Annotated in this window: 11 protein-coding genes; 4 read left to right on the top strand and 7 right to left on the bottom strand. The window is 47.6% G+C overall.

The features are described from left to right. Positions 1-37: 37 nt before the first annotated feature. The 4 genes from ftsX to H4O27_RS11250 all read right to left on the bottom strand — a co-directional run bounded on the left by ftsX (position 38) and on the right by H4O27_RS11250 (position 2,970). Positions 38-955 carry a permease-like cell division protein FtsX gene (gene ftsX, locus H4O27_RS11265; protein WP_165007217.1) on the bottom strand — a complete coding sequence of 306 codons (918 nt, stop codon included), beginning with the start codon at positions 953-955 and terminating at the stop codon, positions 38-40. Next, positions 952-1,602 (bottom strand): cell division ATP-binding protein FtsE, encoded by a 651-nt coding sequence (ftsE, locus tag H4O27_RS11260; RefSeq protein WP_165007220.1) that lies wholly within the window; start codon positions 1,600-1,602, stop codon positions 952-954. The genes ftsX and ftsE overlap by 4 nt, the downstream gene beginning before the upstream one ends. Before the next feature lie 409 nt (positions 1,603-2,011). After that, positions 2,012-2,425 carry a hemerythrin domain-containing protein gene (locus tag H4O27_RS11255; RefSeq protein ID WP_206224737.1) on the bottom strand — a complete coding sequence of 138 codons (414 nt, stop codon included), beginning with the start codon at positions 2,423-2,425 and terminating at the stop codon, positions 2,012-2,014. A gap of 98 nt (positions 2,426-2,523) precedes the next feature. After that, the gene (locus H4O27_RS11250; RefSeq protein WP_371864832.1) at positions 2,524-2,970 is read right to left on the bottom strand and encodes a TlpA disulfide reductase family protein; all 447 of its coding nucleotides are present in this window, start codon (positions 2,968-2,970) and stop codon (positions 2,524-2,526) included. A 224-nt stretch (positions 2,971-3,194) separates the two neighbouring features. On the opposite strand from H4O27_RS11250, the gene arsC reads away from it, so the two are divergent. The 4 genes from arsC to H4O27_RS11230 all read left to right on the top strand — a co-directional run bounded on the left by arsC (position 3,195) and on the right by H4O27_RS11230 (position 6,263). Continuing rightward, positions 3,195-3,554: an arsenate reductase (glutaredoxin) gene (arsC, locus tag H4O27_RS11245; protein ID WP_165007226.1), complete on the top strand. Its 360-nt coding sequence runs from the start codon at positions 3,195-3,197 to the stop codon at positions 3,552-3,554. A gap of 26 nt (positions 3,555-3,580) precedes the next feature. Beyond that, positions 3,581-4,240: a YdcF family protein gene (locus H4O27_RS11240; RefSeq protein WP_165007229.1), complete on the top strand. Its 660-nt coding sequence runs from the start codon at positions 3,581-3,583 to the stop codon at positions 4,238-4,240. A 117-nt stretch (positions 4,241-4,357) separates the two neighbouring features. Continuing rightward, positions 4,358-5,752, top strand: coding sequence for a glutamate--tRNA ligase (gene gltX, locus H4O27_RS11235; protein WP_165007232.1), 1,395 nt, complete (start codon positions 4,358-4,360; stop codon positions 5,750-5,752). 172 nt (positions 5,753-5,924) lie between these two features. Beyond that, positions 5,925-6,263 (top strand): hypothetical protein, encoded by a 339-nt coding sequence (locus H4O27_RS11230; RefSeq protein ID WP_165007235.1) that lies wholly within the window; start codon positions 5,925-5,927, stop codon positions 6,261-6,263. Positions 6,264-6,620: 357 nt separating this feature from the next. Here H4O27_RS11230 and H4O27_RS11225 read toward each other — a convergent pair whose 3' ends face one another. The 3 genes from H4O27_RS11225 to H4O27_RS11215 form a co-directional block, all read right to left on the bottom strand. After that, positions 6,621-8,717 carry a peptidase domain-containing ABC transporter gene (locus tag H4O27_RS11225; RefSeq protein WP_165007238.1) on the bottom strand — a complete coding sequence of 699 codons (2,097 nt, stop codon included), beginning with the start codon at positions 8,715-8,717 and terminating at the stop codon, positions 6,621-6,623. Next, positions 8,714-10,003: an HlyD family secretion protein gene (locus H4O27_RS11220; RefSeq protein WP_165007241.1), complete on the bottom strand. Its 1,290-nt coding sequence runs from the start codon at positions 10,001-10,003 to the stop codon at positions 8,714-8,716. The genes H4O27_RS11225 and H4O27_RS11220 overlap by 4 nt, the downstream gene beginning before the upstream one ends. A 1,134-nt stretch (positions 10,004-11,137) precedes the next feature. Continuing rightward, positions 11,138-11,329 (bottom strand): hypothetical protein, encoded by a 192-nt coding sequence (locus H4O27_RS11215; RefSeq protein ID WP_165007243.1) that lies wholly within the window; start codon positions 11,327-11,329, stop codon positions 11,138-11,140. Positions 11,330-12,094 lie beyond the last annotated feature (765 nt).

The raw sequence follows: 12,094 nt of genomic DNA, 5'->3' as shown, positions 1-12,094 counted from the left end.
AAACGGCCTGTGGATAACACAGGCCGTCCGAAACCATTTATTTTTTCGCTTTAAACCCGAGCAAATGCTGCGTGGTGGCAAGCCATGCGCCGAATACGCCCAGCGCAGTCACAAAACCCAATACCAGCGCGATTTCGCTGCCGTTGAAGAAACGCCAGCCGATATTCAGGCCGTAAGGCTTGAATATCGAATCGGCCATCGGGCGCACGGTATTGAGCAGCCATGCACACAAGCCCAAGCTCACGGCGGCGGAGAATAAACTCTGCCATACGGCTTGATACAGAAACGGGCGGCGGATAAATGAAGCCGGTGCGCCCAGAAGCTTGGTGATTTCGATTTCTTCTTTGCGGCTCAAGATTTGCAGGCGGATGGTGTTGTGTGCCACCAAAATAAACGCCATGCCCAGGGTAATCGCCAAAAACCACAAAATCTTGTGGATAAAATCATTGATTTGATACAGGGTATGCATCCATTCCGTATCCATGGTCGCCGATTCCACCATCGGCAGCTTCACCAAATCCTGATAAATCGCCTGCATTTGCGCCGGAGAAGAGTTGGCATCAGGGGTAACGATAAACACATCCGGCAGCGGATTTTCATCCAGCATCGACACCAAATTCTGATCCAGATTCGATTGCAATTCTTCCAAACCGTCTTGCTTGCTGATGAAACGCACGGTATCCAAACGCGTATCGCGTTGCAGCAGATTTTGTACGGTATCCGTATCGGTTTTGGCCGCATCGGTTTCCATGTATACGGTAATCTGCGGTGATTCGTTCAATTTGCCCAAAATGCTCTGGCCGCTTTGCACACCCAAATAGAGAAACAGCGGCAGGGTCATGGCAATCGCCAGCATCAGCAGGGTCAGCAAAGTGCCGGCAGGTTGGCGGATTAATTGTTTCAACGCAGTGCGCGCCGATTCGACGTGCAGCGAAACATAATGAATCAAACTCATGCCAAACGTCCTTTCTGCAGGCGGATGACGCGGTGGCCGTAATCTGCCATCAGCGTTTCATCGTGTGCCGCCACAATCACGGTGGTGCCGGCTTCGTGGAAAGTTTTGAATAATTCCATGATGTCGAGCGCGTAGGCGCGGTCGAGGCTGGCGGAAGGTTCGTCGGCAATGAGTAAGCTCGGCTGGTGTACCACTGCGCGGGCAATGCACAAACGCTGTTGTTCGCCGCCGGAAAGCGACACCGGCATATCCGATTCGCGGCCTTTCAAACCGACTTTTTCAATCGCAATGCGCGCACGCTCTTCTGCTTTGACCGGTTGGTAGCCGATGATGCGCAAGGGCAGCATCACGTTTTGCAGCACATTGCGGTCATAGAGAATTTTGTGGTCTTGGAACACAATGCCGATGTGTTGGCGCATAAAGCCGATTTGGTTGTCGCTCAGTTCGCTTAAATCCTGCTTGTTGAACCACACTTTGCCTTCGGTCGGCTTGGTGATGCCCGAAATCAGTTTCAAAATAGTCGATTTGCCCGATCCGGAATGGCCGGCGATGAAAATCATCTCGCCTTTGTTGATTTGAAAGCTGACGTTTTTTAAGGCTTCAAAACCGCCGGGATAGGTTTTGGAAACTTGTTCGAAACGAATCATAATTCTTCCTGAAAAATGGTTTCAGACGGCCTGAAAATAAAGGACTCAAAAAAATTATCCACAAACTTTCCCCTGTTTTGCCGATATAAACATGCGTGCAACAAACAGCGTTTCATCTCTGTGGCCAAACCTTGCCGCAGGCCGTCTGAAAAAATCGGATTTGCCCGATTATAAAGGCTTTGCGCCGTTTTGAACAATATTTGTTCGGCCTCCTTACAGTCAGACGGCAAAACCGCTGCACAATCAGCAGCGGCAGGACGGATAAGGCTCGGCATTTTTATCCCGAATTTATCCACAACTTATTGTCAGGCCGGCAAGCCGGTGAAACAGCAGGATTTATTGGCTTTCCGCCGCTTTGAATTCTTCGTATCCGGTTTGATAAAGTGGGCCTAAGCGGTCGATTTGGGCTTTATCCAACACTTTGCGCGCATCGACGAAAATTTCGTTTTAGCTTCGCAGAAACTCTGCTTCCTTCGGAAACATCGTTTTCTTCTTCCTTCAAATGGTGCCCGACTGTTTTGATCAACTCTTCTGCCGTTTCCAGCCAGCGGCTCTCGCCGGTGCGCCCATCACTCAAGGTAGCGATTAATTCGTCCATTTCGTGATGCTCGGCAATGGCGTGACGGGCAATTTCTATGCCTTCATCGTATTGCATCGGCGGCAGATACGGATGACGCTCTTCCGCCACCGCATGCGCCACCGATTCAAGTCGCAAGGCTTTGTATTTTTTCTTTTTTGTTTCCCACTGCTTGGCTGTGTCCAATTCACCGCACAGCTTGCGTTGCACGTCGTGGTTTTCGATTAAGGCTTTAAAAATATCCATCTGCGGCTCCTGTTCTGTTTTGTTTTTTGTTGTATGAATCACTTATAGCACAAAACGGTGAGACCTGATGCGCCAGACCGCCGAAGCGGCGGCAAATGTTATTTGCACTCGGCTTGGGCGGCTTTTAAGGCAGCGGTCAGGCTTTTGGCGTTGACTTCGCCGGTTATGGTTTGTTTGTAACCGCATTTAGGCGCTTCCACCACGGTAAACGGCAACACGCCGACTTGGTTGCCGAACGATTTCATAAACCGGCTGCTGCCGGTGCCGCTGTAGCGCCAAATCGGGTAGCTCACCGGCGTGGTTTTCAAAAATTTGCCGATATTGTCGGTTGAGTCGAGCGCAATGCCGACCATGTCGACGCTGCCTTTTTTCTGCGCTTTATACCATGCCGACATTTCCGGCATTTCCTTACGGCACGGGCCGCACCACGTTGCCCACAGGTTCACCACGCGCACCGGTGCTTTCAGGTTTTGCAGTGATTGCGGCGCGGTGCTGTTCCACATTTGCAAATCGGCGGCGAATGCGTTGGCAGATAAAAGGGTCATGGAAGCGGAAATCAGGGCGGATAAGGTTTTCATGGTCGTGGCCCGAATAATGAGAGATTGATAACATGCCCATTGTAAACTTTTCAGACGGCAAATGTTTTGGTTCAAGTCAAGGTGTTGGATTTTTGCACAAAAATGAGATTTATTCGCAATCGTTTGATAACATAGTTGAGTAAAGCCATAATGGGGTTGATAATAGGACGGTTCACCATAGGAATATCATCATGCCGTCTGAATGGATTTTGTATCACAACAACCGCTGCAGCAAATCGCGTGCAGCCTTGGCTTTATTGGAATCGCGCGGGATTGAGGCTGAAACGGTGCATTATTTGGCCACGCCGCCGGATTTGGCGGCCTTAACCGAGATTTTCCGCAAACTCGGCTTGGACGATGTACGCGGCATGATGCGCGTAAAAGACGATTTATATAAAGAATTGGGCTTAAACGCGCCCGATATCGACAATGACACGCTGCTTGCCGCCATTGTCAGGCATCCTGCCTTGTTGGAACGCCCGATTTTGGTCGGTCGCGAACGCGCCGCGATTGGCCGCCCATTGGAAAACATCGAAGCCCTATTGGCATAACCTTACATTGGGAGGCCGCCTGAATCATGCCCCGTTTGTTCCACAGTCGAACCGGCTTGCGCTTCTATTTGTTGCGCGGTCTGGCACTCAGCGTGTTGCTGGTGTCGGCGATGTTTGCCGAGACGGTTTGGCAGGTGTACCGCATGGGCAATCAGACGCTGCCGAAAGATTTCCATGCCGATGCAGCCGTGGTATTGGGCGCGGCGGCGTGGGACAAACGCCCGTCGCCCGTGTTCCGCGAGCGCATTAACCATGCGATTACGCTGTATCAAAGCCAGCGTGTGGATAAAATCATTTTCACCGGCGGCACCCCGAAAAAAGGCTACATGACCGAAGCCGAAGTCGGGCGGCGCTACGCCATCAAACAAGGCATTCCGGCGCGGCACATCGTGTTTGAAAACACGTCGCGCAATACTTATGAAAACCTGCAAAACATCCAACCCTTATTGCGCCCCAACGGCATTGAAACGCTGGTTATCGTGAGTGATCCCTATCATTTGGCGCGCGCGCAGGCCATCGCCAAAAATTTCGGCATGAATGCCGCCGTTTCCGCCACGCCGACCACGCTTTACGATGCCGGTAAAAAGCGCGACAAATTTTTGTTGCAGGAAAGCTATGCGCTGTTTCTCTACCAATTTGAAAGTTGGAGCGACAAAGTCTGGAATATCCTTACCCGCCGAAGCTGAATCATCAATTTATCCGCAGGCCGTCTGAACATATTTTCAGACGGCCTTTGAATTGTTCAAACCACCTGAAAACAGTACAATAACTCCTTTTATCAGTATCGCATTAGGAAAACCATCATGACCGTCAAAACCCGTTTTGCCCCGAGCCCGACCGGCTACCTCCACATAGGCGGCGTGCGTACCGCCTTGTTTTCATGGGCTTATGCACGCAAGCACAAAGGTGAATTCCTGCTGCGCATCGAAGACACCGATTTGGCGCGTTCTACCGCCGAATCGGTCAACATCATTTTAGACGGCATGAATTGGGTCGGCCTGCATTACGACAATGCTGAAAACGTTGTCTACCAAACCCGCCGTTTCGACCGCTATAAAGAAGTCATTGCCCGGCTTTTGGAAAGCGGCCACGCGTATCATTGCTATTGTTCCAAAGAAGAATTGGAAGCCATGCGCGAACAGGCTGAAAAAGAAGGCACCGCCACTTACGACCGCCGCTGGCGTCCGGAAGCAGGCAAAACCCTGCCGCAAATTCCCGAAGGCGTAGAGCCGGTGGTGCGTTTCAAAACCCCGCTGGAGGGCGCAACCGCATGGCACGATTTGGTAAAAGGCGACATCAGCATTCCGAATGAAGCGCTCGATGACTTGATTATTGCCCGCGCCGACGGCACACCGACCTACAATTTCTGCGTGGTGGTCGACGATTACGACATGGGCGTGACCCATGTCATCCGTGGTGACGACCATGTCAACAACACGCCGAAACAAATCAACATCTTAAAAGCCATCGGTGCCGCTTTGCCGGAATACGCCCACCTGCCGATGATTCTGAATGAGCAAGGCAAAAAAATCTCCAAACGCAGCGGCGACACCGTGGCGATTACCGATTTCGGCGCGATGGGCATTTTGCCTGAAGCCATGCTGAATTACTTGGCACGCTTGGGCTGGGCGCATGGCGACGATGAATTTTTCACTATGGAACAATTCATCGAATGGTTTGATTTGAAAGATGTTTCTCCATCGCCAAGCCGTATGGATTTGAAGAAACTCTATTGGATTAACGGCGAACACATCAAAATCACGCCGAATGACCAATTGGCCGAGTTGTTGCAAGAGCGTTTGGCCGTGCGCGGTTTAACCGACACCAATCAGCCGCCGCTGGAAGATGTGTTGGCCTTGGTAAAAGACCGTGCGCAAGATTTGAACACGCTGGCGGATGAGTGCCTGTATTTCTACCAAAAACAAACGCCTGCCGAAGCCGATGTGCAAAAACATTGGGATGACGAAGCCGCCGCGCGGATGCTGCGCTTTGCCGACAAACTTGAGGGTGTGGCCGAATGGAATGCCGAATCGATTCACGATTTGTTCAAGCCGTTCTGCGACGAAGAAAACATCAAAATGGGCAAACTCGGCATGCCGCTGCGTCTGGCCGTGTGCGGTACTGCCAAAACCCCGAGTGTGGACGAAGTTTTGGCTTTAATCGGCAAAGAAGAAGTGTTGCACCGTATCCGCGGCTAAGTTGCGGATAGTTTTGTTGATTGGATAACAGGCCGTCTGAAAATTGGTTTTCAGCCGGCCTTTTGAATGATAATTCAGACATCATATGCCGTCTGAAACCTTGCGCAAAGTGTTCAGACGGCCTCGATTATGCTACATTATCCGGCAAACCCCATCTTTAAAGGACGCCCCTATGAAAAGATTTCTGACTGCCGCCGTGTTGGCGGTATCCGCAGCCGCCTATGCCGGCTCTGCCGAAGATGCTTTGCTCTCGGCGCAATCTGCTTACCGCAGCGCTCTGAAAGCTCAAAATAACAACGACAGCAAACTGATTACCCTGCAAACCGATTTGGCCGATGCGCAAAAGCGTGCCCAACAAGCGCAGGAAGACATCACCCGTTTGCAAAGCGAAATCCAAGCGGCAACGGCGGTGAAAGCCGGGCAGGCAACGGTGTTGCAGCAAGCCGGCCAACAGCTGGATTCGGCTTGGAACGCGGTTTACGGCTCCGGCGGGACCAAAGCCAATCAATAAGCATGAAACAAGAACTGTCTGCCGGTTCCTTTTTTAATTCAACCCATTATTAGTGCCCGCCTGCTTCCGGCCAAGACCGGAACGGTTGTTGTCGCCAGTACCGCCCACGGTAACAATCAATATTACCGATTAACGGAATCGGAATAACTGCCGGCCCGGGCAGTCGAGGCCATGCACCGGTGCGCGGTGACCGAAAAATATAGTGGATTTCACTTATTTTATGCCCGGCGGCTCCGTACCGATACCAAGATGTTTGGCGCGTCTATACACAGAATAAAATCACCGTTACTTCGCGGTCGGGCAATACCTTTACGTGTATATAGTGAATCCACTATAAAACCCGGGTGAAATTTAATTTTAAGCTTGTGATCCTCCCATGTTGATTACCCGATCTGCCGATTCGATGGTTTCTTTACGGTGTGCCACCATGATTTTAGTGATGTTGAGCATTTTGAGGTTATGGTTGATGGCACGTTCGTTTTCAATATCCAAATTGCTGGTGGCTTCGTCTAAGAACAGGATTTTCGGTTTGCGGTAGAGTGCGCGGGCGATAATGATGCGCTGCTTTTGTCCGCCCGAAAGCGCATTACCCATGTCGCCGATTAATGTTTCATAACCCATAGGCATTTTTAGGATATCTTCATGAATCATCGCCATGGCGGCACATTGTGCGATAAAGGCCATATCGGGATTTTCATCGAAAAAACAGATGTTTTCGGCAATCGAACCGGCAAAAAGCACATCGTCCTGCGTTACCGTGCCGCTGAGGCCGCGGATAAAGCGCGGTGAAAGTTTGTGGATGTCGTGGCCGTTGACGGTGACATTGCCGGATTCCGGTTTGAGGTTGCCGATAAGAATGTTCATCAGCGTAGATTTTCCGCAACCGGAGTTTCCGGTAAAGGCTACCGATTCCCCTTGCTTGATATGCAGGCTGACGTTTTGCAGGATGTAGGGCTCGCTTTCCGAATATCTGAACGATACGTTATCAACGGTTATATCGATGCCGTCTGAAATTTCAGGGATGTAGCTGTCTTCAACGGTTTCCGTTTCCGTTTCGGTCAAAACGATGTCGGCCAACCGTTCGGCATGCAGGCCGAGCATTCTAATTTTAATGTATTGGTCGACCAATTCGGCGACACGGTTTTCAAATTGTTGCCGGTATGCCCAAAACGCCATCAGTGCACCGACGCTGAATACGCCGTCCAACACGCGCGTCGCGCCCAAATAAACGATGATGATGCTTTCCAAACCGAAAAGCAGCTTGTTGGCGAAATCGAAAACATTACCCAATTTCTGCGTGGTCAGATTGGTGTTGACGGTGTCGACAAACAGGGTCATCCAAGAATTATGCCGTTGCTCGTTTTTTTCAAAGAGTTTCACGGTATGGATACCGCGGACGGTTTCCATAAAATAGGTATTCTGCTTGGCTTCGTGGATAATGTTTTCTTCGGTGGCGTGCCGCAACGGGTAATAGGCGGCAATGCGGATGATGATATACAGCAACAATGCGATTAACACGACAATGGTCAGAATCACGCTGTAGTAAAACATCAAGATCAGCGTGAATATGGCCATGATGCCGCCCAACACGGATTTGAATGCCGTGGAAGTAAGGGTTTCCTGAATATTGTCAATCGCTTGGAAGCGGGAAACCACATCACCCAAATGACGTTTGGAGAAATAGTCGGCAGGCAGTTCCAGCAGTCTTTTGAAGATATTCGCTTTCCATTGCACATTCAGCATAGTGGTCAGGTGCATGTTCACCCAAGATTGCAGCAAGCCGGTAAGCTGCTGCAAAATCATCAACAGGCCGAAACCCAAAACCAAAGTCAGCAAAAGGTTGCGGTCTGCCGAAACAATTACATGGTCGATGACCCACTGCATTAAAAACGGGCTGACCAAGCCGAAAATTTCCAAGGCAAAGGCCAGAATCAATACTTGCGCCAGAGAAGAGCCGATGCCTGAAATGCCTTTAAGCAACGATAAGATGCTGACTTTTTGCCGTGCTTCCTTTTTCTCAAAACGCGAATTCGGCCACAACTCCAACGCGATACCGGTAAACTTCTGTGAAACTTCCTCCATCGGGATTTTACGGTTGCCGACAGCCGGATCCATAATCACAATGCCGTCTGAAGAAGTCTCTTTCAAGACCACAAAATGGTTTAAATCCCAATGCAGGATGCAGGGTTTGCGCAGGTTAGGCAGGTCGGCCAAATCCAGGCGCAAGGCACGCGAAGTCAGGTTCAGATGATTGGCAAAGCGCACGATATCGGCCATCGTCAGGCCTTTTTGCGACAAAGAATACTGTTGTCGCATGGTTCGCAGGTCGGAATGGTATCCGTGATAACCGGCCACCGCCGTGAGACAGGCCAAGCCGCATTCGGCCACTTCGGTTTGCAGCACGACAGGCAATTTTTTGCCGAATCCGAAAGAGATTCTTTCCAAATAATTCATGAATGCAGCTTTCCTGTAATGGTGTAAAGCGGGTCAAGTACCCATTCGTAAAGCTTTTTGCGCTCGTGCATGATATCCGCTTCCAATACCATGCCCGTCTGAAGAGGCTTCTCTTCACCGTAAACCTTGATGGTTTGCTTGTCGAGTTTTACCCTGACCAAATAAACCGGTTCGTTGGGGGCTTGTTGCTGAATGTTCTCCCCTGTAGCAGCTCTGCCCAATGAAGTCAGCTCCTGTCTGCCGACAGCCGTTTTCGCTATCGACATGATTTTTCCGCCGGCATGACCGAATTTTTCATAAGGGTAGGCTTGGTAGCGCAGTACGACTTTGTCGCTCGGCTTAATAAAGCCGGCTGCCTTGCTCGGCACATAAAGGCTTGCTACCAAATCCGCCTTTTCCGGCACAATACTTAATAACAAAGTAGACGGCGTAACCTGCTGGCCGTTTTCGACATCAGCCATGCTCACATAGCCGGATTTGCTCGCGCGCACCGATTGCTCCTGCTGCATGTCCAGATTCAGCGTTTCCTGCGTCAATTCCGACACATTGCGGTTAAGTTGGCTCAATTCCGATTTCTGCTTTTCCGGCAAGTCGGCCAAAGCCTGCCGCTGCTGCGCCAATTCGCGCCCGATGGAAGCCTCTTCGCGCTGCAGACTGCCCAGTTGGGTCACTTGATCCAAATGCTCGTTTTCGTAACCAATCATCTGCTGCTCGGAAATAAAGCCCTGCTTCAGCAATGGCCGGTATTTTTCAATCACCTGTTTGGCCAGGGCTACCCGTTGCCGCTGCCCGCGCAATTGGTTGCGCACATCGGCCAACTGGTCTTCCAGCTTCCCTATATTGCTTTTCAGCGTATTTTCCTCGCCCTGCTGCATCATTTTCTTTTGGCCGATTTCGTCCAGCAGCATCTTTTTCCGCATTTCCGCTTCCTGTACCAATCTTGCCCGCACATCACCGCTGCCGTTGTAGCGCGGCATCGAAAGCGTCAGCAATTCATCCCCCTCATTGACGTATTGGCCGTCTGAAACTTTTTTCGACGCCACAAAACCGGTATCCGGCGCATACACGCGCACCAAACCCGCAGCGGGCAGCAATTGCCCGTCTACCGTGGTTTTACGCGTATAGCTGCCGAAAAAGGCAAACGCAATCAGCGTCGCGGCTCCGGCTGCCGCACAACCGGTTAAAAAGACAAAAGAAAACGGACGGGACAACACAACATGCCCCGTCCAACGGTTTTTCTTCGCCTCGAACACTTCGGGACGGAAAAAAGGTTTTTGGTCGGTCATATAAATTCAATAAACTGAGTGATTTGAATTACTGGTTTTTATGATAAAGAACAAAAGGGAGTATCAAAAATCAATACCCCCTTGCTTGAAAATTTTGTATGGACATAAGGTTGCATACAATATCCAGCAAACATTTTTAATTTGCCTGCCTATAAATTTAGTTCTTTCATTGTTTACACCTATAAATATAAATACTATGTCAATTTGTGAGTCTCTAGTTAGGGATATATCATCTCTAAACTAAAGCTCAATAGTTGAGAGCTTTGATTGAGACATAATCATTCTCGTTTAGTTCGGCGATGTTACGTTTTTTTTGTTAAATTTTGAAAAATAACATATACTGCGCCAATACCACTTAAGATAAGCGGTAAGGCTTTATTCAATTCATATGATAACCAAACTAATAATAACTATAGCTTCAACAGCATTTTATTTTCTCGTTTACTTTTTCGTTTATCTGAGTTTTCCATAAAGAGGGCTAGACAGCACAGGTTTATTTCTTTTCTTCAAATATCCGCTTGTTGAAGCGTTTGTTTAAAAAGAAATTAACCGGCACGAAAATCAGCGTCTGCAAGAGCGAAACCTTCAAGGCTTCTTTAAGTTCAGGGCTAATAAACAAATACTGTAGGAAAAGTATCACGGCAAAAAAGATGCTTCCTGTAAGCAATTATTTAATTATTAATCAATCAAAATATTAATAACTTCCAATAACTTAATTTCACAATATCTTTTTTATTGTGTTCTAATAAAATTTCTATCTGCTTTCCTTAAAAAAATGTCAAATTCATTCTACTTTAATAATATGAAATAGTTTAACGAATAAAATGCTTTAGCGATTAGGAGAATCTTAATCAACCTCATTTTTTTTAAATATTTATTAGCAAAAATAACAGTTGCCGCACTGCATACTGAAATAGAAAAACTCAACAATAAGGAATTAATAAAAGTGTGTTTAGATAAAAAATAAAAAGTTGAAAAAAGTATAAAGAATACTATAGTGTATAGTATTATTATTGACTTACTTGTCATCTCATCCATCCTTTTTAATAATTATTATTAAAATTTAATTAAATGGATAAGCTATAAGAAAAATTTCGATATAGCTTATCCAAGCTAGTAAATTACCGCTTAGTTTTACCAGCTTCCACTAGCACCTCTCATTTGATGTTCATCCTTACCGAATAGACCTCCTCCAATAAATCCAATACCTAGTCCGACACCTGCGCCGGCTACACCTCCCACTGCACCTCCCGCAGCTCCACCAAAGATGGCACCTCTCCAACTCCAGCCACCTGTGACCTGTTCAATTTCTTTCATATTTTTCATTCCCTATTTTTTAAAAATAATAGAAGCCCGCCTAAAGTTTTCAGACGGCCTGCTGTTTGAGCTTAAAAGCATGATTGCCCCTATATTCAAAAGTGAAGCCCTTATTTTGTTCCTGCACTTTTAGTGCATTTCTTCATGATGTATTGCTCGAAATCTTATCCATATTAATGATATGTCTAAGATTTCTTCGCTTCTGTCATTTCGAATTCCGTTCAAATCTGAGGTTTTGCAAAGGTATTCAGGCCGTCTGAAAACGGTTTGCCCCCATTACTTCAAACTGTTCAAACCAACCGCAATGCCGTACAGGAAACCGATAATGGCACTGCCGATAAGGATAACGAGCAGCAGGGTTTTATCCTTCTCATTCATCATACTTACTCTAATCAAAAAAATCATAACAATAATCAACTATATGGTATATCTGGTTATTCCTTTTCTCAAATACCCTCTTATTGAACCATTTGTTTAAAAGAAAATTAAGCGGTACAAAAATCAAAGTCTGAAGGGCGGACATCTTCAGTGTTTCTGAAAAATTTGAATAAATAAAAAAATAGTCCAGGAAAAGCATTGTGACAAAAAAGATACTTTCGGTAAGCAATGGAAACTTTCGTGCGGACATGGTTAAAAGAAATCCTATGAAATAAATCAATCAAAATTTTCACATGATGTATACTAATTTCCGTTTAATAAAATTTAATTATCGGAAATATTTTTTAAATAACCAGAAAAAAGCAATGTTAAAAATCCTGATGCGCCAAAAATTAA

The organism is Neisseria yangbaofengii (genome assembly GCF_014898075.1).
GTDB lineage: Bacteria > Pseudomonadota > Gammaproteobacteria > Burkholderiales > Neisseriaceae > Neisseria > Neisseria yangbaofengii.
The sequence above is the reverse complement of the archived record's forward strand: the minus strand, read 5'-3'. Positions and strand labels throughout refer to the sequence as shown.